Origin of the sequence: Paracoccus sp. J39, assembly GCF_000518925.1 — a bacterium.
In the GTDB taxonomy this organism is placed as follows: Bacteria; Pseudomonadota; Alphaproteobacteria; order Rhodobacterales; family Rhodobacteraceae; genus Paracoccus.
Genome location: NZ_JAEN01000002.1, coordinates 188,239 through 209,845, shown reverse-complemented (window position 1 = coordinate 209,845; position 21,607 = coordinate 188,239). Strand labels below are relative to the sequence as shown.

The window sequence follows — 21,607 nt, the reverse complement described above, 5'->3', positions numbered from 1 at the left end:
CCGATGGCAGGGATTCGCAATCGGCATGCCGTGGTATGCCATGCGCTAACAGCGTCTTACTTGCGCCATTTGTCCAGGCTGACCACCTCGGCGCCGCCCTTCGGCCCGTCCTCGTCCGGACCGTCGGGCTCGGCCTCCTGCTCTTCCTCGACTTCGTCCTCGTCCTCATCCTCTTCGTGGTTCTCGAATCGCAGGCCGAATTCGACCGAAGGGTCCACGAAGGTGCGCAGCGCGTCGAAGGGAATATAAAGCGGCTCGGGCGAGTTGCCGAAGTTCAGCGTAATGTGGAAGCCATCCGGCGTGACCGAAAGATTCTCGAACCAGTGCTGGATGACGATGGTCATCTCCTCGGGATAACGCTCGCGCAGCCAGTCGGCCATCTCGACATCCGAATCGCGGGTGTCGAAGGTGATGAAGAAATGATGCTCGCCGGGCAGCCCCTCCTTCGCGACCGCCTGCAGCACATCCGCGATCAGCCGCTGCATGGCCCGGTGCATCATTCCGCCGTAATCTATTCCGCGTGCCATGGCGTCCTCCGTCGTGATTGGGGGCCAGCATAGGGAAATGAGGCCGCTTGAAAAGCCCCTTGCGCCGCTCCCAGGCAGGACCGCCAGCCGGTTTCTTCGTTCCCCAAATACCCAAAAAGCCGCGCCGGAAGCGCGGCTGCAAAGCCATGGGATCATGGGGAAAGATGGCGCGGTTGACGGGGCTCGAACCCGCGACCCCCGGCGTGACAGGCCGGTACTCTAACCAACTGAGCTACAACCGCGCAGACCACTTCCCCGGATCGCCGTCCGGGGTGCGAGGGGGTTTACGCACGGGGCCGGGCGGCGTCAAGGCCGTTCTTGCGCAAAAATGCAGGGGCGCCCCGAAAGGCGCCCCCATTCCGTCCGGCAAACCGCCGCAAGGCTTATTTCCGCACGGTCTTCTCGTCGAAATCCGGCAGGGCTTCCAGCTCGGCCTTGGTGTAGTTGGTGGCGAAGAAGGTGTCGTTGCCGATGGTCACCAGATGGATGGCATCCACGCCCAGCAGGACCTTCTTGGCGCCGATGCCCAGGAAGCCGCCGATATCGGCGACATAGCCGACGACCTGGCCCGAATCATCCAGCACGACGTCGTTCACCTTGGCGATGTCCTGCCATTCGGCCGGGCGCTCCTCGACCGCGGGATCGACCCATTCGGTGGTCGAGGGCTCGTTGGTGGTCCAGATCCGGCGGCTGGTCAGCCAGCTCGACAGCACGCCCGGCTCGGCTTCCGAGATGGCCGGCGGGTTGACGTCCGGCGGCGTGACCGGCGCCTCGGCGGCCGCGTCCGCGGCGGCATCGGCAGCGTCGCTCGCGGCATCGGCGGCATCCTCGGCGGCGCCGGCGGCATCCTCGGCCGCGCCCTCGGCCGCCTCGGGCACCGCATCGCCGGCGGGTGCATCCGGGGCCATTCCGGTTTCCGCGGCAGCCCCGGTCGCATCATTGGCGGCGTCGCTCGCCGCATCGGCGGCCTCGGCCGCATCATCGGCGGCCTGGGCAGCGGCGTCGCCGGTTTCCTCGGCAGCCTGATCGGCAGCCTGCTCGGCCTGATCGGCGGCCTGCTCGGCCTGATCGGCGGCGCTTTCCGCCGCGGTCGCGGCGTCCTCGACCTGCTCGGCCGGCATCTCGGCAGGGGGGGTGGTCTCGGTCTGGGCAAAGACGGGACTGGCAAGCGCCAAGGTGGCGGCGGCGATGACAAGAGGTTTCATGGACGATGTCCTTTCCGGTTGTCGTTGTTACGGATGGCGCTAGACCGCCATATGTCCGCCCAACGCCCGCATTCGCGGCATCGTTCCCATGAAATGGTGCCGAAACAATCACAAGGCGGAAATCCGCCCGTGATCCCGCCGCGAATCCGGCCCGGCTTCAGCGCCGCGCCGGATGGCTGATCCGGCCGCCGCAGACCGGCCCCGGCGCGCCGGTGGTGCCGGGCCCCGAGGTCGGCAACCCGCGCAGCACCCGCACCGCCAGCCAGCCGAAGGCCTGCGCTTCGAGCATGTCGCCGTCCAGCCCCGCCGCCTCGACCGGCGCGACGCGGGCCGGCAGGCGCGCCGCCAGCGCCGCCATCATCGCCGCGTTGTGCCGGCCGCCGCCGCAGACCAGGACCAGCTCCGGCGCCCGGTCCAGGGCCGCCAGCCCCGCCGCCACCGCCGCCGCCGCCGCATGGGTCAGCGTCGCCGCCGCGTCGGCATCGGAAAGGCCCGCCACCTCGGCCGCCAGCGCCGGGAAGGCGTCGCGGTCCAGCGATTTCGGCACCGGCCGGGCGAAATGCGGATGGCACAGGAAGCGGGCGATGACCGCCTCGTCCGGGCGGCCCTGCAGGGCCAGCCGCCCGCCCTCGTCCCGCGCCAGCCCGCGCCGGGCGCGCATCAGGTCGTTCACGGGCGCATTGGCCGGGCCGGTGTCGAAAGCGATGCAGGCCCCCCGCGCCTCGGGCGCGCCGGCGGCGGGATCGACGAGGGTCAGGTTGCCCACGCCGCCCAGGTTCAGGAAGGCGACCGGGGCGCGGGGCAGAAGCCCCTGCCCCATCGCCCATTCCGCGCAGGCCCAATGGAAGAAGGGCGCAAGCGGCGCGCCCTCGCCGCCCTGCCGCACATCCTCGGAGCGGAAATCCCAGACCACCGGCCGGCCCAGCCGCCGCGCCAGCGCGGCCCCGTCGCCGGCCTGATGCGTGCCCCGTCCCCCGGGATCATGCGCCAGCGTCTGGCCGTGATAGCCGACCAGCTCCGCCTCGGGGAAGCCTTCGGCCAGCGCGGCATGGGCGGCGACGGACAGCGCCGCCGCCTCGGCCACGTCGGGCCCGCCCGGCCATTGCCCCAGCGCCGCGTGCAGCAGACCCGATTCATTGCCGGAATAGGCGCGATAGGCGCTGCGGCCGAAGCCCGCGATACGCCGCCCGTCCGTCTCGATCATCGCCGCGTCCACCCCGTCCAGCGAGGTCCCCGACATCATCCCCAGCGCCCGGATCATCCTGCTTTCCCTTCGGCCTTTCCCCCGGTATATCCGCGCCATTCGAAAGGAACAGCCCATGACCTACCGTGCCAAATCCGATTTCCTGAACGTGATGATCGAACGCGGCTATCTGGCGGACTGCACCGACATGCAGGCGCTGGACGACGCCCTGATCGACGGCCCGGTGACGGCATATATCGGTTATGACGCGACGGCGGCCAGCCTGCATGTCGGGCACCTGCTGAACATCATGATGCTGCGCTGGTTCCAGAAGACCGGCAACCGCCCGATCACGCTGATGGGCGGCGGCACCACCAAGGTCGGCGACCCGTCCTTCCGGTCCGAGGAACGCCCGCTGCTGACCCCGCAGGCGATCCAGGCGAATATCGACGGCATGCAGCAGGTCTTCGCCCGCTACCTCGACTATGGCGAAGGGCGGGCGACGATGCTGAACAATGCCGAATGGCTGGACGGGCTGAACTACCTGGATTTCCTGCGCGACATCGGCCGGCATTTCAGCGTGAACCGGATGCTCAGCTTCGAATCGGTCAAGTCGCGGCTGGACCGCGAGCAGTCGCTGAGCTTCCTCGAATTCAACTACATGATCCTGCAGGCCTATGATTTCCTGGAACTGTATCGCCGCTATGGCTGCCGGCTGCAGATGGGCGGCTCGGACCAGTGGGGCAACATCGTCAACGGCATCGACCTGACCCGCCGCGTGCTGGATGCCGAGATCTGGGGCCTGACCTCGCCCTTGCTGACCACCTCGGACGGCCGCAAGATGGGCAAATCGGCCGGCGGCGCGGTCTGGCTGAACGGCGCCATGCTGTCGCCCTACGAGTTCTGGCAGTTCTGGCGCAACACCACCGACGCCGATGTCGGCCGCTTCCTGAAGCTCTATACCGAGCTTCCGGTCGAGGAATGCGACCGCCTCGGCCGGCTTTCCGGCTCCGAGATCAACGCCGCCAAGATCATCCTCGCCAACGAGGTCACGACGCTGCTGCACGGCGCCGAAGCCGCCGCCTCGGCCGAGGCGACCGCCCGCGAGGTCTTCGAGCAGGGCGGCGCCGGCGGCGATCTGGAGGTGGTGACCATCGGCGCCGATGCCTTGGCCTCGGGCCTGACGGTGGTGCAACTGCTGGCGCAGACCGGCATCACCGCCTCGGGCAAGGAGGCCAAGCGCCTGATCGCCGAGGGCGGGCTGCGGCTGAACAACGAGGCGGTCTCGGACCCGCAGTTGCCGGTCGACGCGGCGCTGATCGGCAAGGGGCTGAAGGTCTCGGTCGGCAAGAAGAAGCACCGCATGGTGCAGGTGGGATAAGCGAAGAGCGGCGCGCGACTTCTTCGCTCCCCCAATACCCCCAGCGACAGGGCCGGGGAAGCCCTGTCGCCCGCCCTCTACCGTTCGAATGCCAAGCGGGGGGTGTCCACTGCCGCTTTCTCACCCGCCCTGCCAGGCCCTCACCGCCTCCAGCGGCCAGAGCAGCATCAGCACGTTCAGCACCAGCCCGTCGCGGATCAGCCAGGTGGTCAGCGCCTCGAAGCCGATCACCATGGCGACCGAGGCCCAGACCGGCAGCCGCGCCGCCAGCACGAAGCCCAGCACCATCGCCAGGATATCCGCCACCGAATTGACCACGCTGTCGCCGTAATAGTCCAGCGAGATGGTCACCGCGCGGTAGCGCCCAATGATCGCGTCGGAATTCTCGACGATCTCCCAGGCGGATTCGACCAGCGTCGCGATCGCCAGCCGCCAGCCGAAAGACAGGCGCCGCGCCACCAGCCACAGCCCTGCATAGAACAGCAGCCCGTGGATGATGTGCGAGGGCGTATACCAGTCGGTCAGATGCTGCGAATTCTCGGAACTCATCGTCTCGCCGTGCCAGAGCTTGACATGGCCGCATGTGCAGATCGGCTCGCGCCCGATCCAGAGCAGCCAGGCCGCAGCCAGGAGGATGATGAGGAAGCTGGCCCAGTAAGGGGCGGATCGGCGCGTGAACATGGGGCGAGGTGAAATCATCTTCGCGGCGCGCTGTCCATGGCCCGCACGCTAGCCGGCCCGCAGCGCCGCCGCCATCACCCGGTCCAGCGCTTGCAGGAACCGCGCCCGCTCGGGTTTGCCGAAACCGCCGCCGCGGCCCTGGTGGAATGGGTCGGCGGCGCGGATGTCCTGCATCAGGTCGCGCGTCGCCAGCCGCGGGCCGATATTGCCCGGCGTCAGCACCTCGCCGTCGGGCTGCACGACCTGCGCGCCGGCCTTGAGGCAGCGGTCGGCCAGCGGCAGGTCGGTGGTGACCACCACGTCGCCCGGGCCGCAATGCGCCGCGATCCACTGGTCGGCCGCATCCGGCCCCTCGGGCACGATCACCAGCGACAGCAGCGGATTGGCCGGCGGCCGCAGCCCGCCGTTGCAGACCAGCACCATCGGCACGCGCAGCCGGGTCGCGACCCGTTCGGCCTCGGGTTTGACCGGGCAGGCGTCGGCGTCGATGTAAAGCGTGGTCATGCGGGGACTCCTTGAAGAAAAGCCCCGCGCGGGGCGGGGCTTTCGGGTCGGGCGGCGGGCTTATTCCTCGACCGTCACCTTGACCATGTAGTCGGGCTCGACCACCGAGCCGTTGGCGGCGGGATCGCCCTTCTTGACCGCGTTCAGCACATCCCAGCCATCGACCAGCTGGCCGACCACGGTATATTGCCCGTCAAGGAAGGTGGCCGGCGCCAAGTCGATGAAGAACTGGCTGTTGGCCGAATTCGGGTCCTGCGCCCGCGCCATGCCCACGGTGCCTGCCTGGAAGCTGACATCGTTGAACTCGGCCTGCAGGTCCGGCATGTTCGAGCCGCCCATGCCGGCCCGCGCGGTGTCGCCACCATGCTTGCCGAACTCGACATCGCCGGTCTGGGCCATGAAGCCGTCGATCACGCGGTGGAACACCACCCCGTCATAGGCGCCGGACTTCGCCAGCGTCACCAGCCGCTCGACATGCTTCGGTGCCTTGTCGTTATAGAGGTCCAGGACGATCCGGCCCTTGGCGTTCCCCTTGGCATCGGCGACCTCGATCACCAGGTTCGGGCCGGGGCCGTCGGTGACGCCCGGCAGACCCTCGGCCAGGACCGGATGGGCGGCCGCGCCGGCGGCCAGCAGCAGGGCGGAAGCCAGCAGCTTACTGCGCATCGGCCGCCACCTTCACCGAGATCATCCGGTCGGGATTCGCCGGCGGCTCGCCGCGGGCGATCTTGTCGACATGCTCCATGCCCTCGATGACCCGGCCATAGACGGTATATTGCCCGTTCAGGAAATGGTTGTCCTTGAAGTTGATGAAGAACTGGCTGTTGGCGCTGTTCGGGTTCATCGAACGCGCCGCGCCCAGCGTGCCGCGGTCATGCGGCAGGCGCGAGAACTCGGCCGGCAGGTCCGGCAGGTCCGAGCCCCCGGTGCCGGCGCGGCCCGGATTGTAGTTGTTTTCCATATTGGCATGTTCCACGTCGCCGGTCTGGGCCATGAAGCCCTCGATCACGCGGTGGAAGGCCACATTGTCGTATTTCCCGGCCCGGGCCAGTTCCTTCATGCGCTCGACATGTTTCGGGGCGACATCGGGCAGCAGCTCGATCACCACCGGGCCGTCCTTCAGCTCGATGATGACCGTGTTCTCGGGATCCTTGATCTCGGCCATGGGGGTCTCCTTCTGATGGCTTGGGCAAAGGCATAAGCATTTCGCTTCGCCCATACAACGCCGCCATTGCCCCCGGCGGTTCGCCGCCGTCCATGATTGCGGGGCCGGTTGACGAAAATGTCATGATGCGGGAAAACCGCGCACGGGCGCCAAAGCCCATCAGGAAAGGGACGAGACCATGGCGGATTTCAACACGATCGACGACCTGGAGCTTGACGGCAAGGTGGTGCTTGTCCGCGTGGACGTGAACGTCCCGGTCGAGAACGGCCAGGTCACCGACGCCACCCGGATCGAAAAGATCGTGCCGACCGTCAAGGACATCCAGGCCCGGGGCGGCATCCCGGTGCTGCTGGCGCATTTCGACCGCCCCAAGGGCCAGCGCGTGGACAGCATGAGCCTGAAGGTGGTGATCCCGGCGCTGGAAAAGGCGCTCGGCCAGCCGGTGAAGTTCGCCGAGGAAGCCATCGGCGGCCCCGCCAAGCGCGCCGTGGCCGATCTTGCCAAGGGCGACGTGCTGCTGCTGGAGAATACCCGCTTCTATCCGGGCGAGGAAACCAATGACGCGACCTTCGCCGCCTCGCTGGCGGCGCTGGGTCAGGCCTATGTGAACGACGCCTTCTCGGCCGCGCATCGGGCGCATGCCTCGACCGAGGGCATCGCGCGGCTGCTGCCCGCCGCCGCCGGCCGGCTGATGGAGGCGGAGCTGAAGGCGCTGGACGCCGCGCTCGGCAATCCGCAGCGCCCGGTGGTGGCGGTGGTCGGCGGCGCCAAGGTCTCGACCAAGCTCGACCTGCTCGGCAACCTGATCGAGAAGGTCGATCACCTGGTCATCGGCGGCGGCATGGCGAACACCTTCCTGGTCGCCCAGGGCATCGAGGTCGGCAAGTCGCTGGCCGAGCGCGACATGGCCGACACCGCGCGCGACATCCTCGAAAAGGCCGGCAAGACCGGCTGCACCATCCACCTGCCGGTGGACGTGGTGGTGGCGCGCGAGTTCAAGGCCGGCGCGGCAAGCGAGACGGTGGCGGCCGACGCCTGCCCCGCCGATGCGATGATCCTCGACGCCGGCCCGGCGACCGTGGCGAAGATCCGCGAGGTCTTCGAGACCTGCCGCACGCTGATCTGGAACGGCCCGCTCGGCGCCTTCGAGATCCCGCCCTTCGACGCCGCGACCAATGCCGCCGCGCAGGAAGCGGCGCGGCTGACGCGCGAGGACAAGCTGATCTCGGTCGCCGGCGGCGGCGACACGGTGGCGGCGCTGAACAAGGCCGGCGTCTCGGGCGATTTCACCTTCATCTCGACCGCCGGCGGCGCCTTCCTGGAATGGATGGAGGGCAAGGAACTGCCGGGCGTGGCGGCGCTGCAGAAACGCTGACGGCAGGCAGGGGGCCGCGCGGCCGCCTGCCCGACGCCGCCTCAGTCCTGCGCAGCAGGCTGGGCGGGCGGGTCGGCGCGCGGCGCGTCGTCCTGCTTCCCGGACCCGGCGGTGATGAACAGGATGAGCGCGATCACCGCCACGATCACCGCCACACCCATGCCGATGATCGGCACGAGATGACGGCGGGCGGCCCGTTCACGGTCGGGGTCAGGATCGTCGGGCATGGGCGCCTCCTCTTCGATCAACCCTGCCTCGACGGCCCGGTTCCCGTCAAGGTTGTGCGGCAGGACGCAGGATCCGTTCCCCCTGACGGGGCGGGCTCGACCGCCAGGGCCGCGGAGATCGCGGCGGGCGGCAGGTTGCGCCGGCATCACGCGAGTCGGTATCGAGGGACAGATAGCGAGAAAAAGGGCCCCGATCGAGACCAAGGAGGCCGGCCCCGCACCAGGGGAAACGGAGGTTCTGGCGGATTGGTTCGGGAATGCCGCCGCGGTCTTCGGCTGCCCCGGGGATCCCGGCAATTCCGACCTCGCAACAGCGCCGGACCGCCGCCGCCGGTTCCGTTAGCGCAATCGCGATTGCCCTCGGCGACGGGTCTGTTAATCAGCCCGCATTCAGACATGGAGTTCCCGATGCAGATGACCGATACCGTCCGCAAGATCCTCGCCAATTACGAGGGCGAAGCGCCGGGTGTGAAGGCACAGCTGGCCCGCATGCTGATGACCGGCAAGCTGGCCGGCACCGGCAAGATGATCATCCTGCCCGTGGACCAGGGGTTCGAGCACGGCCCGGCGCGCAGCTTTGCACCGAACCCGGCCGGCTACGACCCGCATTACCACTATCAGCTGGCCATCGACGCCGGGCTGAACGCCTATGCCGCGCCGCTGGGCATGATCGAGGCGGGCGCCGACACCTTCGCCGGCCAGATCCCGACCATTCTCAAGGTGAACTCGGCCAATTCGCTGATGTCGGACACGGCCGGCAAGAACCAGGCGATCACCGCCTCGGTGGACGACGCGCTGCGGCTGGGCTGCTCGGCCATCGGCTTCACCATCTATCCGGGCTCGGACATGGCGCTCGACATGATCGAGGAGATCGTCGAGATGCGCAAGGAAGCCGCAGCCAAGGGCGTGGCGACGGTGATCTGGTCCTATCCGCGCGGCGAGGCGATCAGCAAGGACGGCGAGACCGCCATCGACATCGCCGCCTATGCCGCGCAGATCGCGGCGCTGATCGGCGCGCATGTCATCAAGATCAAGCTCTCGACCGACCACCTGGAACTGGGCGAGGCGAAGAAGGTCTACGAGGCCAAGGGCATCGACATCTCGACCCAGGCCAAGCGCGTCGCGCATTGCATGCAGTCGGCCTTCAACGGCCGGCGCATCGTGGTGTTCTCGGGCGGCGCGGCCAAGGGCGCGGATGCGGTCTATGACGACGCCCGCGCCATCCGCGACGGCGGCGGCAACGGCTCGATCATCGGCCGCAACAGCTTTCAGCGCTCGCGCGAGGATGCGCTGGACATGCTGCAGAAGCTGGTCGACATCTATCTGGGCAAGGCCTGAGCGCCGTGGGGGCGCTGCCCCCACACCCCCGGGATATTTCGACAAGAAAGAAGGGCGCTTCGCAGGCGCCCTTTTCCTTTGGCCGCGGAACGCCTAGTCTCTTGCGCCACAGGCAGAAGGATGGGTGCATGGCGTTTTTCTCGAAACTGCGCGAGCGGCTGACGCGGTCCTCGTCGAAGATCGGCGCGGGGCTGGATGACATCGTGTCCGAAGGCGCCGAACCGGAAAGCGCCGCGCCGGTGCCGCCCGCGGCCCCGGCCCCGCAAGCCCCGATCTCCGACACGCCCGCCAAGCCCGGGCTTCTCGGCCGCATCTTCGGCCAGGCCGCCACGGCCGAGCCGCGCCGCGAGCTGGACGACGAGATGCTGGAGCAGCTCGAGGAGATGCTGATCCAGGCCGACATGGGTGTCGAAACGGCGCTGCGCGTCACCGCCAATATCGCCGAAGGCCGCATGGGCCGCCGCATTTCGGCCACCGAGCTGAAAGAGCTGCTGGCCGAGGAGATCGCCCGCATCATGACCCCGGTCGCCAAGCCCCTGCCCCTCTATCCCAAGCGGCCGCAGGTGGTTCTGGTGGTGGGGGTGAACGGCTCGGGCAAGACCACCACCATCGGCAAGCTCGCCAGCCAGTTCAAGGCGGCGGGCAAGAAGGTGGTGATCGCGGCCGGCGACACGTTCCGCGCCGCCGCCGTCGAGCAATTGCAGGTGTGGGGCCGGCGCGCCGGCGTGCCGGTGATGACCGCGCCCGAGGGCTCGGACCCCGCCAGCCTCGCCTTCGACGCCATGACCCGGGCCGAGGCCGAGGGCGCCGACCTGCTGATGATCGACACTGCCGGCCGCCTGCAGAATCGCCAGGACCTGATGGAGGAGCTGGCCAAGATCGTCCGCGTCATCCGCAAGAAGGACCCTTCGGCGCCGCACAACACCCTGCTGGTGCTGGACGCCACCACCGGCCAGAACGCGCTGAGCCAGGTCGAGACCTTCCAGAAGCTCGCCGATGTCTCGGGCCTGGTCATGACCAAGCTGGACGGCACCGCCCGCGGCGGCGTTCTTGTGGCCCTGGCCGACCGCTTCGGCCTGCCGATCCATGCCATCGGCGTGGGCGAGCAGATCGACGATCTCGACGCCTTCGACGCCCGAGACTTCGCGCGGGCCCTGGTCGGGCTCGACTGAAGCTTTCTCTGTTTTTCAAATACCCATGCGGCCGCGCGACAGGCGCGGGCGTCACGGCTTGACCAGATGCGCGTCCGTCCGGGTGTCCTCGACCGGCGCGACATTGCCCGCCGCATCGGCCTGCGGCTCGACCACTTCCTGCGGCGGCGTGAAGGGCGCGGTCAGCTCGGCGGTTCCGGCCTGCTTGTCATAGATGCAGACGTAACGATCCACCCCGCCATCGGCCAGCGTGGTGATCAGCAGCGCCGCGCCATAGCTTTCCGAACCGAAGGGGTTGACCTCGATGGCCGTCTCGCCCGCTTCGGGGGCCAGCGCGGTGCAGGCCGTCTCGACATCCTGGCGGAACTGCTCCCAGGCCTCCGCGGAGGCGGCGAGCGCGGGGCTTGCGGACAGGATCAGCATCAGGGCGGCCAAGCGCATCATCTTTCTCCGTGACAGGTGGCAAGGCACAACGCCCCTGCCCCGCCCGAGGTTTCTAGAGCCCGAGCCGTGCCGCGAAATCCCGCACCTCGGCCTCGTCCCCCGCCGCCAGCGAGCGCAAGAGCGTCGCCTGCGAGCGCAGGATCGGTTCTTCGCCGATGATCTTCAGGTGGTTGGCGCGCAGCGTCTCGCCCGAGGAGGTGATGTCGGCGATGGCCTCGGCGGTCAGGTTGGCCACCGTGCCCTCGGTCGCGCCCTGGCTGTCGACCAGCTGGTAATCCGCGACCTCCTGCGCCGAAAGCCAGGCGCGCACCAGCCGGTGATACTTGGTAGCGATGCGCAGGCGGAAGCCGTGCTCGGCGCGGAAATCGCGGGCGATGGTGGCGAAATCGTCCAGGGTCTCGCAATCCGACCAGCAGGCGGGCACGGCGAGGATCAGGTCGGCATGGCCGAAGCCCATCGGCGCCAGTTCCTCGACATGGCTGCGCCAGCCGGCCAGCTTCTCGCGGATCAGGTCGGTGCCGGTCACGCCCAGATGGATGCGGCCGGCCATGAGCTCGCGCGGGATCTCGCCCGCCGAAAGCAGCACCAGCGCCACGTCCCCGGCCCCGTCGACCCGGCCGGCATATTCGCGCTCGGACCCGGCGCGCGACAGGGTCACGCCGCGGGCGGCGAACCAGTCGAAGCACTGCTCCATCAGCCGTCCCTTGGACGGCACGCCCAGCCGGATCATGCTGCTTTCCCCAAGACCTGGCCCCCCAATTCGTAAACCAGACCCGGCCGGATGATGCCGCCCACCGCCGGGATCGAGCGGCCCTGCGCCTGGCCCAGAACCGCCGCCAGCGCGTCGTAGCGCCCGCCCGAGGCGACGGGCGGCCAGTCCTCGCGCCCCGCCGCCGCGAAGCTGAAGGTCATGCCGTCGTAATATTCCATCGTGTGCCGGCCATGGCTGGCGTCGAAATGCACCTGGGCCACGTCGATGCCGCGCGCGGACAGCGCCGCCAGGTTGCGTTCCAGCCGGTCCACCGCCTCGGCGATATCGGGGATCTCGGCCGCCAGCCCGCGCAGCTGCCGCAGCGCCTCGGGGGCCGGGGCCTGGATGGCGAACAGCCGCTCCAGCCGCTCGACCCATTGCGGCGGCAGCGGCGCCTCGGCGGCATCGCTGCGCAGCCGGTCGATGCGGGCCTGCATCTCGGCCGGCGAACGCAGCCCGGTCCAGGGCGCGGCGCTTTTCGGGAAGCTGCGGGCCTCGGCCGGCGCGGCGAAGCGCGCCAGCGCCTTGGCAAAGCGCCGCGGCCGCCAGATGTGGTGCAAAAGCGCGGCGCGGCGCGCGCCCGACAGCGGCAAGGCGCGCACCGCGTCCATCAGCAGGTCCATGTCGCCCATGCTGGCCTGCAGCTTCAGGGGCGCGAGGATGTCGTGAAACAGCGCGAAGACCTCGGCATCGGCGTCCGGGTCGCGGGCGAAAAGCTCGAAGCCCGCCTGCAGGTATTCGTTGTCGCGCGGATGCTCGGGGCGCGTCTCGCCATGGTCCTGCTTGCGGAACACCTCGCCCAGATAGCAATAGCGGGCGGGCTCGGCGCCGCTGGCCATGTGCATCTGCACCACCGGCACGGTGAAGTCGGGGCGCAGCATCATCTCGCCGCGGATCGGGTCCTGGGTCACATAGGCGCGGGCGCGGATGTCCTCGCCATAGAGGTCCAGCAAGGTCTCGGCCGGCAGCAGCAGGTCGGGCGCGACCTCCTCGGCCCCGGCGGCGCGGAAGGCGGCAAGGATCTGCTGGCCGATGGCCTGTTTCTCGCGCTTGCTCATCCCAGGATGCGCCGGACTTCGGCGACCAGATCGGCGCGGGCCACTTCGGTCTGGGCGGGCTGGGCCTTCCATTCCTCGTGGCTGGCCTGGGCCGCGATCTTCGCCCCCAGGATCAGGTCCTTGACCTGCACCACGCCGCGCGCCGCCTCGTCGCCGCCCTGGATGACGGCGACCGGGGCATTGCGCTTGTCGGCATATTTCAGCTGGTTGCCGAAGTTCTTGGGGTTGCCCAGATAGACCTCGGCGCGGATGCCGGCCGCGCGCAGTTCCGCCGCCATGGCCTGGTAATCGGCCATGCGCTCGCGGTCCATGACGGTGACGACGACCGGGCCCGGCTCGGCCCCGCCCATCAGCCCCTTGGCGCGCAGGGCGGCCAGCAGCCGGTCCACGCCGATGGAGACGCCGGTCGCGGGCACCTTCTGGCCGGTGAAGCGTTCCACCAGCCCGTCATAGCGCCCGCCGCCGGCGACCGAGCCGAACTGGCGCTTGCGGCCCTTGTCGTCGAGGATCTCGAAGGTCAGCTCGGCCTCGAAGACCGGGCCGGTGTAATAGCCCAGGCCGCGCACGATCGAGGGGTCGATGACGGCGCGATCCTCGCCCACGCCCATGGCGGTAAGCATCCCGGCGATCTGGGCCAGTTCGTCCACGCCCTCGGCGCCCACGGTCGAGGCGCCGACGGCGGCGCGCAGGTTTTGCAGCGTCGCGGCGTTGTCCGCGCCCTTCGAGGTCAGGAAGGCCAGCACCGGACCGGCCTGTTCCGGGCTCAGGCCCACGCCCTCGATGAAGGCGCCGGACTCGTCCTTGCGGCCGGTGGTGAGCAACTGGCGCACGCCTTCCTCGCCGACCTTGTCGAACTTGTCGATGGTGCGCAGCACGTCGTCGGCAGGCTTGCCCTCGGCCACACCCGTGGATTCCAGGATGCCGTTCAGCACCTTGCGGTTGTTGATGCGGATCAGGTAGTCGCCGCGGGCGATGCCGGCATGTTCCAAGGCCGCCGCCAGCATGGCGCAGATCTCGGCATCTGCGGCGACCGAGGCCGAGCCCACGGTATCGGCGTCGCATTGGTAGAACTGGCGGAAGCGGCCCGGCCCCGGCTTTTCATTGCGCCAGACCGGGCCCATGGCATAGCGGCGATAGGGGCTGGGCAGGTCGTTGCGGAACTGCGCGGCGACGCGGGCCAGCGGCGCGGTCAGGTCATAGCGCAGCGCCAGCCAGTCGCCGGCGCCGCCACCCGGAACCTCGGCCTCCTGCCAGGCAAAGACGCCGGCATTGGGGCGGTCCACATCGGGCAGGAACTTTCCCAGCGCCTCGACGGTTTCCACGGCACTGGTTTCGAGCGGCTCGAAGCCGTGGCGATGATAGATCTCGGCGATGCGGTCGAGCATCTGCTTGCGCTCGGTCACATCCGCGCCGAAATAGTCGCGGAACCCCTTGGGCGTCTCGGCCTTGGGACGGGGCTGTTTCTTCTGATCTTTCGCCATGGTTTGCCTCGGGCTTTTCCATGCGGCGGTCTAACGGATGGAGGATGAATGGACAAGCAGACGCAGGAACGCATCGAGCGGCTGGAGGAAGCCGTGGCCTATCTGGCGCGCACCGTCGAGGATCTGTCGGGCATCGTGGCCCGGCAGGAAAGCGAGATCGCCCGGCTGGCGCGCCATGTCGGCATGCTGATGGAGCGCGAGGCCGAACGCGAATCCGAGGCGGGCACCGTGCCGCTGGCGGACCAGCGGCCGCCGCATTGGTGAGGGCCCGAGGGGCGCTGCCCCTCGCCCCCGTGCCGGGGGCTCACCCCGGAGTATTTGGAAAACGGAGAAATCAGCGGCTGGCGGGGCCGAGGCGCGGGCCGGCCGGGGCCGGGGCTTGCGGCGCGGTCAGCGGCGGCTCGGCGGCGCGGGCACGGGTATGGTTGCCGGGGGCGGCCAGCGGCGCCGGCTTGGGGGTGGCGCGCATCGGCTGGCTGAAGGGGCCGCGCGCCGGCTGCTGGGCGGTGCCGGCCGGGGTTTCCTCGGCGGCGGGTTCCATGGCGGCAGGTTCGGCGGGCTGCGGCTCGGCCGTGGCGGCCGGCAGGGGGACCTGCTGCCGGCCGGGCGCGGCGAGGGCGCGGCGGAAGATCAGCAGGTTGTGATAGACCGTGGTTCGGCTGGTGAGGCCCGAGCGTTCCTCGGCCGGCAGTGTCTCGACCCGGACATAGTCCCAGCCGTCGCGGGCCATGTCGTTCAGCACATCGGTCAGCGTGGCGGCGAAACGCTCGATCCCGGATTTCGCGCCCCGGACCTTTTCGCCGCGGGCGGGTGCGGGGATGACGGTGTATTCGTAGCTGCTCATGCGGATGCCTTTCCTTTGGGCCGAAGGTTAGGCGAGATGGCCGGCCAAGGGAAGCGGGCTGCGCAATGCCGGCGCGCGTCGCCCGCTGCACATGTTCGGGAGCGGAAGGAGGGAAAGCCGGGCACGATGGGCCTGCCTAGAGCCGGACGGCGAGGGCCGGCGGGGACGCCGCCCGGCCCATGCGGATGGGCGGGGCGCACCGTCTCGGGACGCCCCTGACAAGTCAGCCGCCCAGCTTCTTCGCCACCAGCTCGTTCACCGCCGCCGGGTTGGCCTTGCCGCCGGTCGCCTTCAGCACCTGGCCGACGAACCAGCCGGCCAGCTTGGGGTTGGCCTTGGCCTTTTCCACCTGCGCCGGGTTCGCGGCGATGATCTCGTCCACCGCCGCCTCGATGGCGCCGAGGTCGGTGACCTGCTTCATGCCGCGCGATTCCACGATCTCGGCCGGGTCGCCGCCCTCGGTCCAGAGGATCTCGAACAGCTCCTTGGCGATCTTGCCCGAGATCGCGCCCGAGCCGATCAGGTCGATCACCCCGCCGAGCTGGGCGGCGGAGACCGGCGAGGTCTCGACGCTCAGCCCTTCCTTGTTCAGCCGGCCGAACAGCTCGTTGATGACCCAGTTCGCTGCCATCTTGCCGTCGCGGCCGGCGGCCACCTGCTCGAAGTAATCGGCGCTTTCGACCTCGGCGGTCAGCACGCCGGCGTCATATTCCGACAGGCCGAGCTCCTTGACGAAGCGCGCCTTCTTCTCGTCGGGCAGTTCCGGCATGGCGGCGGCGATGCCGTCCACCCAGTCCTGCTCGATCTCGAGCGGCAAGAGGTCGGGATCGGGGAAATAGCGATAGTCGTGGGCTTCCTCCTTCGAGCGCATCGAGCGGGTCTCGCCGCGGTCGGGATCGTAGAGCCGGGTTTCCTGCACAACCGTGCCGCCGTCCTCGATGATGGCGATCTGGCGGCGGGCCTCGTATTCGATGGCGGCCTGGATGAAGCGCAGCGAGTTCATGTTCTTGATCTCGCAGCGGGTGCCGAGATGGCTGAAATCGCCGGTTTCCTGATATCGCTCATAGGCGCCGGGGGCGCAGACCGAGACGTTCACGTCGGCGCGCAGGTTGCCGTTCTGCATGTTGCCGTCGCAGGTGCCGAGGTAGCGCATGATCTGGCGCAGCTTGGCGACATAGGCCGCCGCCTCCTCGGGGCCGCGGATGTCTGGGCGGCTGACGATCTCCATCAGCGCGACGCCGGTGCGGTTCAGGTCGACGAAGGACATGTTCGGGTCCATGTCGTGGATCGACTTGCCGGCATCCTGTTCCAGGTGGATGCGCTCGATCCTGACACGGCGGGCGATGCCGGGGGCCATGTCGACGATCACCTCGCCCTCGCCCACGATGGGGTGGTAGAGCTGGCTGATCTGGTAGCCCTGCGGCAGGTCCGGATAGAAATAGTTCTTGCGGTCGAAGGCCGAGACCAGGTTGATCCGCGCCTTGAGGCCGAGGCCGGTCTTGACCGCCTGCGCCACGCAGAATTCGTTGATCACCGGCAGCATGCCCGGCATGGCGGCATCGACGAAAGCGACATGGCTGTTCGGCTCGGCGCCGAAGCCGGTCGAGGCGCCGGAAAACAGCTTGGCGTTCGAGGCGACCTGGGCATGGACCTCCAGCCCGATGACCAGTTCCCAGTCCTGTTTCGCGCCCTGAATGATCTTCGGTTCCGGGGCGGTATAGGTCAGATGGTCGAGCATGGCATTTTCCCTGGCAAGGCTGCCCAGCCTTCTAGGCGCTTGGGGCGCGGCTCGCAAGAGCCGGGACCGGCGAGCCGGCGACGCGAACCGCACCGCGGCGCTGTGCGGGGCATGCCGTCGGCGAAGGCGGGGCGACAGCGGCAGGCAGATGGCCGTATCCGCAAGCAGCGGGACGGGACAGGTGCAGGCCCTCGCGCGGGCGGCAGGTGCCGGTCTGCGCTGCCTCGGCTCACAGCGGACGCGCGACCGGCGGGACGAAGGCCGGATCAGCGGCCGTCCAGCATCCGCAATTCATGGGTGCGGCCCGCCTTGACATAGGTCAGCCGTCCGTCGCCGATCGAGTTGATGGTGCCGCCGTCGATGCGGTCGCCGAGCCGCACGGTCACTACCTTGCCGTTGCGCAGCCGGATCAGCGCCCGGCTGGCCTTGCCGGCGCCGATGATGCCGATGACCGTGGTGCGGCCCAGGTCGAGGCCGCGCGCCTGGGTGGCCGCCTTGGCCACGGTGGCGGTGGTCGCGCCCTTGCCCACGGCGCCGGCCGCGATCTCGGGCTCGTTGTCGATCTCGGGCGGCTTGTAATCCTGGCGTCGGGCGCGGGCGGCGCGTTCCTCGGCCTCGGCCTGGGCGCGGGCCCGGGCCTCGGCCTGGGCGCGGGCCTCGGCCTCGGCCTTGGCGTCGGCGGCGGCACGGGCGCGGATGCGGGCCTCGGCCTGGGCCTGCAGCTGCTCGTCGAGGGCGCGGCGCGCGGCCAGTTCGGCCTCGCTGGGTCCGGGGGCGGCCGGCGGCGCGGCCTCGGGCGCTGCGGGCGGAACGGCAGCGGGGGCGGCCGCCGCCGCGGGGGCGGCATCGCCGCGCCGGGGCGGCAGCGGCGACGAGGCCAGGGCGGAAAGCTGCACCCCGCCCGGCGTGGCCGGCGAAGCCTCGACCGCGGCCGAGATCGCCGCCTCGACCGCCTGGCCCGAGACGGCCGCCGCACCGGGCCGGGCCCGCGGGCGCGCCGAGCCATGCAAAAGCCCGCCCGAATCCCGGGCGGGCGCGGCAGCGGGGGCGGCGGCGCGTTCGGGCTTGTCCGGTGGCGGCGTGGTCGCCGACCTCAGCGCGTCGTCGATGGCCGAAGGGCTGACGGCATCGCTGGCCGTGCCCGGCTTGCGCTGCGGCCGGACCTGGGCAAGACGCTCGCCCGGCGGCGGCGCGGCGCGCAGCGACACCAGACCCGAGCGCCCCAGATCGCGGATCAGCATCCGCAGATGCTGCCGTTCGTCCGGGGTCAACCCGTCGGCCCCGCCGCTGCCGGAAGGGCCGGGCGAAAGCTCGGGGGCCGAGCCTTCGGGACGCGAGGGCGGCCGGGCCGAGCCGCGCAGCGCGGCGCTGCTGGTCGTGGCGACGGGCTGGGCACCGGCCGGGGCGGCCGCGACGGGGGCCGCCGGGGCCGCGGGCGCAGGCGCGGCGCGGCGGCTGCGCTCGGGCGGACGGGCGCTGGTGACGGGCCGGGCCTGCCGCTGGCTCGCCTCGAAGGGCAGCGGGTTCGCGGGCAGGTTGGGCGCGGTGTCGGCGCGCGGCACGCTGGCCTGCGGCGTGGTGCGCCGCGGCGCCAGTTGCGGCCGGGCCGAGCTGGTCAGCCGGGTGGCGGCCGGCCGGGTCTGCGCAGCGGCCGGCGCAGGGTTCCGCGATGCCGCCGGTGCCGCTGCGGGGCGGGCCGAGACGACGGTCCGGGCCGGAACGGTGGCGGAAATGCCGGCCTGAGACGGGGCCGGATCCGCCGGCACAGGGGCCGAGGCCGGCGCGGAGGAGGAGATCACCGCGGCGGCGACGGCGGTCCCGGCAACCAGAACGCGACGCTGCTCTTCCTCGGTCAGGGCCGAAACCGGCGCGGCATGCGTTGCGGCGGGCAGGACGGTGCCCGCCGGGGCGGTATCGGGCTGCGGCGCGGCGGACGGCAGCGGCGCGGCCGCCGGCTGCAAGGCAGCGGTCGGGACCGGGGCGGGGGCTGGGTCGGCAGCCGCAGCCGGGGCCGGCGCGGCGGCTGCGTCGGGGGCCGGGTCGGGCTCGGCCGGGGTCGGCGCGGACGGAACGGGCTGCGCCGGCGCGGCCTGCTCGGCGGGGGCGATGGCGGCAAGCTGACCGCCCTGCCTTTCCGGAACCAGGAAGGCCCAGATCAGGATCAGGCCCAGGACCAGCACGCCCAGCATGGCGACCAGTCCCAGAAGCCCGCCGCGCTCGCCCGGGCGGCGGGGCGGAACCGGGGCGGCGCCGACGGGCCGGGCCTGACGGGCGCCGGCGGCGCGGTCATGCACGGCACGCGCGCGCGCGTTCAGAGCCGCCGAGCCGGCAGGGCCGGCCGGCGGAACGGCGCGCGAGGCCGATGTCCCGGCCACAGCGGTTTCCGCGACCGGGGCGGCCTCGACCTGTGGCGCGGCCGGGGCGGAATCTTCCTTCGGCTCGCCGGGCTTGGGCGCAGGGCCGATTGCCGCAGTTGCAAGGGGTTCGGGCTGCTGCCGCGGCTCGGCAGGATCGGCATCCACCGCCTGGGTCGGGGGCGCAACCGGATCGGGGCCGGCGACCGGAGCCTCGGCGGCAGGGGCGGGTTCGGCGGCAGGGGCTTCGGCCTCTGGCGCCGCTTCGGCAGGGATGGGCCCGGCAGGGGATGGCGACGCGGCCGAAGCCGGGCCGTCAAGCGGCGCGGCCGGACCCGCAACAACCTCCGCGTCCGGGCTGGGCGCGGCCGCGTCCACCGGCGACGGCGCTGCGGCGGATTGCGCTTCCTCGTCCGACGGCTGCGCCGCGGTTTCTTGGGCTTGCCGGGCCGGCGCGGCCGAAGTCTCGCCATCTTCCGGCGGGGACAACGGCCCGTCCGAGGGCGGCCCGGGCGGGTCCCCGGCCGCGATTTCCTCGTCCGGGTCCTCGGCCTGATCGCCGCCGAGATCCAGCGCGTCCCCCGCCTCGGGCGGTTCCTCCTCGATCAGCAGCGCCGAAGCGGTCACCGCCGCCTGCGCCGGATCGACCTGCGGACGGGCACGTGCCGCAGGCTCCAGCACGAAGACCGGCTCGCCCGGATAGAGATCCGGGGCAGGAGTCGCGCAATAGCCCTGCCCCTCGAACCCGTATTGCATGGCGAAATCGTGGGCCTCGCGCAGGGTCTGCCGGGCCACGGCGGCGACGCGCACGCTGTCGCCGTCGCCCTCCCAGTCGAAGGCCAGGTCGTCGATGGCATAGGGGGTCAGCCCGTCCAGCGCCCGGCCCACGGCGCGCGCGCGGTCGGCGCCGGGCGCGACGGTCAGCGTGGTATAAAGGATCTGGTCGTCGGGAATGACCAGCGTGACCGGCAGCGCCGCCTCGACTCCGGCGCCGGTCGCCATGGCGCGCAGGCGGGTGAATTCCTCGCGGAAGCTGGCGGAAGCGAAATCGACCGAACCCAGATGCCGCCAGTTCGCGCCGCCCTGACCGCCGGTCCGGTCGCGCCGCTGCAGATGCACGGCATCCTCGCTGAAAGAGAGAGCGTATTCGGTAACGGAATCAAGCGACATCGACAGGCTTTGCTTTCGGTTCCGGGCGCCGGGGCGCATCTTGGTCATTGGTCCCTTCGGACTAACCCAGAACGCGATCCGTGAAAAGCAGAACACCGGATTGTGAGGCATCCGGAACGAAATTCCGGGGTTATACGGGCTCATGAGGACAATCGCGCGACCGCACCGCTCCGGCGCGCCAAGGAGAAACCACCCGATGCCCCAATTCCGACCCCTGATCGCCGCCGCGACGCTGATCGTTCTGGGCGCTGGCCCGCTGCTCGCGCAGCCTGCCCCGCCCGACGCCCCGCCGCTGCCCGCACCTATGGGACATCATGGCATGAAACATTCCCCCGTCGCCCGGCTGACCGTGACCGGCCAGGGCCAGGCCACGGCCCAGCCCGACCTGGCCACGATCACCCTGGGCGTCAGCACCCGCGCCGCCACCGCCGCCGAGGCCATGGCGCAGAACGCCGAACAGCAGGCCAAGGTCATCGAGGCGCTGAAGGCCGAGGGCATCGAGGCGCGCGACATCCAGACCTCGGGGCTGAACCTGTCGCCGGTGATCGACTATCAGGACGGCCAGCCGCCGAAGCTGACCGGCTACGGCGCGCAGAACAGCGTCACCGTGCGGGTGCGCGACATCGGCGGGCTGGGCGCGGTGCTGGACAAGCTGGTCGCCTCGGGCGCCAATGAGATCAGCGGCATCGGCTTCTCGCGCGAGGACATGGCCGAGGCCGAGGACCAGGCCCGCATCGAGGCGGTGGCGGATGCGCGCCGCCGCGCCGAGGTGATGGCCGAGGCGGCGGGGATGCGGCTCGGCCGGCTGATCTCGCTGTCGGATGTGCAGATGGGCGGCGGGCCGCGGCCTATGATGGCCATGCGCGCCGAGGCGGCCGGCGCCGCCGACACGCCGATCGAGGCGGGCGAGCTGGCCGTCAGCGCCAATGTCACCGCCGTCTTCGCCATGCAGCCGGCCGATGCGCCGGAAGGCGGCGAGCCGCCGGCGCCCGAGGGCGAAGGCGAGGCCGAGGAAGCCCCGGCGAACTGA

General features: G+C 70.5%; 21 protein-coding genes and 1 tRNA gene. 6 read left to right on the top strand and 16 right to left on the bottom strand.

Annotated elements, in window-relative coordinates:
* Window positions 1-56 precede the first annotated feature (56 nt).
* The 4 genes from L632_RS0102970 to L632_RS0102955 form a co-directional block, all read right to left on the bottom strand.
* The gene (locus L632_RS0102970) at window positions 57-527 is read right to left on the bottom strand and encodes an SspB family protein (RefSeq protein WP_028712566.1); all 471 of its coding nucleotides are present in this window, start codon (window positions 525-527) and stop codon (window positions 57-59) included.
* Between the two features lie 165 nt (window positions 528-692).
* Window positions 693-769: transfer RNA gene (locus tag L632_RS0102965), tRNA-Asp, on the bottom strand.
* A gap of 141 nt (window positions 770-910) precedes the next feature.
* A complete protein-coding gene (locus L632_RS22010; protein ID WP_036697126.1) occupies window positions 911-1,732 on the bottom strand; it encodes a PRC-barrel domain-containing protein in 822 nt (273 codons plus the stop codon).
* A gap of 157 nt (window positions 1,733-1,889) precedes the next feature.
* Window positions 1,890-2,993, bottom strand: a complete 1,104-nt coding sequence (locus L632_RS0102955) for an anhydro-N-acetylmuramic acid kinase (RefSeq protein ID WP_028716343.1) — start codon at window positions 2,991-2,993, stop codon at window positions 1,890-1,892.
* Window positions 2,994-3,051: 58 nt separating this feature from the next.
* Between L632_RS0102955 and tyrS the strand changes: the two genes are divergently transcribed.
* Entirely contained in the window at window positions 3,052-4,296 is a 1,245-nt protein-coding gene (gene tyrS / locus L632_RS0102950; protein WP_028712564.1) for a tyrosine--tRNA ligase, read from the top strand.
* A gap of 120 nt (window positions 4,297-4,416) precedes the next feature.
* On the opposite strand, the gene L632_RS0102945 is transcribed toward tyrS, so the two are convergent.
* The 4 genes from L632_RS0102945 to L632_RS0102930 are packed head-to-tail and all read right to left on the bottom strand — an operon-like array spanning window position 4,417 to window position 6,646.
* On the bottom strand, window positions 4,417-4,977 hold the full coding sequence (locus L632_RS0102945) for a DUF2585 domain-containing protein (RefSeq protein WP_028712563.1): 561 nt from the start codon (window positions 4,975-4,977) through the stop codon (window positions 4,417-4,419).
* A gap of 48 nt (window positions 4,978-5,025) precedes the next feature.
* The gene (locus L632_RS0102940) at window positions 5,026-5,481 is read right to left on the bottom strand and encodes a YaiI/YqxD family protein (RefSeq protein ID WP_028712562.1); all 456 of its coding nucleotides are present in this window, start codon (window positions 5,479-5,481) and stop codon (window positions 5,026-5,028) included.
* Between the two features lie 60 nt (window positions 5,482-5,541).
* Entirely contained in the window at window positions 5,542-6,147 is a 606-nt protein-coding gene (locus L632_RS0102935; protein ID WP_028712561.1) for a peptidylprolyl isomerase, read from the bottom strand.
* A complete protein-coding gene (locus tag L632_RS0102930) occupies window positions 6,137-6,646 on the bottom strand; it encodes a peptidylprolyl isomerase (RefSeq protein WP_028712560.1) in 510 nt (169 codons plus the stop codon). The genes L632_RS0102935 and L632_RS0102930 overlap by 11 nt, the downstream gene beginning before the upstream one ends.
* A gap of 178 nt (window positions 6,647-6,824) precedes the next feature.
* Between L632_RS0102930 and pgk the strand changes: the two genes are divergently transcribed.
* Window positions 6,825-8,021: a phosphoglycerate kinase gene (pgk, locus tag L632_RS0102925; protein ID WP_028712559.1), complete on the top strand. Its 1,197-nt coding sequence runs from the start codon at window positions 6,825-6,827 to the stop codon at window positions 8,019-8,021.
* Between the two features lie 41 nt (window positions 8,022-8,062).
* Here the strand turns inward: pgk and L632_RS0102920 are convergent, their stop codons facing one another.
* Window positions 8,063-8,248 (bottom strand): hypothetical protein, encoded by a 186-nt coding sequence (locus L632_RS0102920; protein WP_156929451.1) that lies wholly within the window; start codon window positions 8,246-8,248, stop codon window positions 8,063-8,065.
* A gap of 408 nt (window positions 8,249-8,656) precedes the next feature.
* Here L632_RS0102920 and L632_RS0102915 point away from each other — a divergent pair, with 408 nt between their 5' ends.
* On the top strand, window positions 8,657-9,586 hold the full coding sequence (locus L632_RS0102915; protein WP_028712557.1) for a class I fructose-bisphosphate aldolase: 930 nt from the start codon (window positions 8,657-8,659) through the stop codon (window positions 9,584-9,586).
* A gap of 128 nt (window positions 9,587-9,714) precedes the next feature.
* A complete protein-coding gene (ftsY, locus tag L632_RS0102910; RefSeq protein WP_028712556.1) occupies window positions 9,715-10,758 on the top strand; it encodes a signal recognition particle-docking protein FtsY in 1,044 nt (347 codons plus the stop codon).
* Window positions 10,759-10,809: 51 nt separating this feature from the next.
* Here the strand turns inward: ftsY and L632_RS22005 are convergent, their stop codons facing one another.
* From L632_RS22005 to hisS, 4 genes are read right to left on the bottom strand one after another with little or no spacing between them, the layout of a single operon-like run.
* Window positions 10,810-11,181, bottom strand: coding sequence for a hypothetical protein (locus tag L632_RS22005; RefSeq protein WP_232215679.1), 372 nt, complete (start codon window positions 11,179-11,181; stop codon window positions 10,810-10,812).
* Window positions 11,182-11,233: 52 nt separating this feature from the next.
* Window positions 11,234-11,911, bottom strand: coding sequence for an ATP phosphoribosyltransferase (gene hisG / locus L632_RS0102900; protein ID WP_028712554.1), 678 nt, complete (start codon window positions 11,909-11,911; stop codon window positions 11,234-11,236).
* Complete coding sequence (locus tag L632_RS0102895) at window positions 11,908-12,990, bottom strand: ATP phosphoribosyltransferase regulatory subunit (RefSeq protein ID WP_028712553.1); 1,083 nt, start codon at window positions 12,988-12,990, stop codon at window positions 11,908-11,910. The genes hisG and L632_RS0102895 overlap by 4 nt, the downstream gene beginning before the upstream one ends.
* Window positions 12,987-14,471, bottom strand: coding sequence for a histidine--tRNA ligase (gene hisS, locus L632_RS0102890; RefSeq protein ID WP_028712552.1), 1,485 nt, complete (start codon window positions 14,469-14,471; stop codon window positions 12,987-12,989). The genes L632_RS0102895 and hisS overlap by 4 nt, the downstream gene beginning before the upstream one ends.
* Before the next feature lie 48 nt (window positions 14,472-14,519).
* On the opposite strand from hisS, the gene L632_RS0102885 reads away from it, so the two are divergent.
* Complete coding sequence (locus L632_RS0102885) at window positions 14,520-14,735, top strand: SlyX family protein (RefSeq protein WP_028712551.1); 216 nt, start codon at window positions 14,520-14,522, stop codon at window positions 14,733-14,735.
* Between the two features lie 70 nt (window positions 14,736-14,805).
* Here L632_RS0102885 and L632_RS0102880 read toward each other — a convergent pair whose 3' ends face one another.
* The 3 genes from L632_RS0102880 to L632_RS0102870 form a co-directional block, all read right to left on the bottom strand.
* A complete protein-coding gene (locus tag L632_RS0102880; RefSeq protein ID WP_028712550.1) occupies window positions 14,806-15,315 on the bottom strand; it encodes a DUF4177 domain-containing protein in 510 nt (169 codons plus the stop codon).
* Window positions 15,316-15,538: 223 nt separating this feature from the next.
* Window positions 15,539-17,053: an Asp-tRNA(Asn)/Glu-tRNA(Gln) amidotransferase subunit GatB gene (gene gatB / locus L632_RS0102875; protein WP_028716342.1), complete on the bottom strand. Its 1,515-nt coding sequence runs from the start codon at window positions 17,051-17,053 to the stop codon at window positions 15,539-15,541.
* A gap of 266 nt (window positions 17,054-17,319) precedes the next feature.
* Window positions 17,320-20,577, bottom strand: a complete 3,258-nt coding sequence (locus tag L632_RS0102870; protein WP_028716341.1) for a hypothetical protein — start codon at window positions 20,575-20,577, stop codon at window positions 17,320-17,322.
* A gap of 196 nt (window positions 20,578-20,773) precedes the next feature.
* Here L632_RS0102870 and L632_RS0102865 point away from each other — a divergent pair, with 196 nt between their 5' ends.
* The gene (locus L632_RS0102865) at window positions 20,774-21,607 is read left to right on the top strand and encodes an SIMPL domain-containing protein (protein WP_028712547.1); all 834 of its coding nucleotides are present in this window, start codon (window positions 20,774-20,776) and stop codon (window positions 21,605-21,607) included.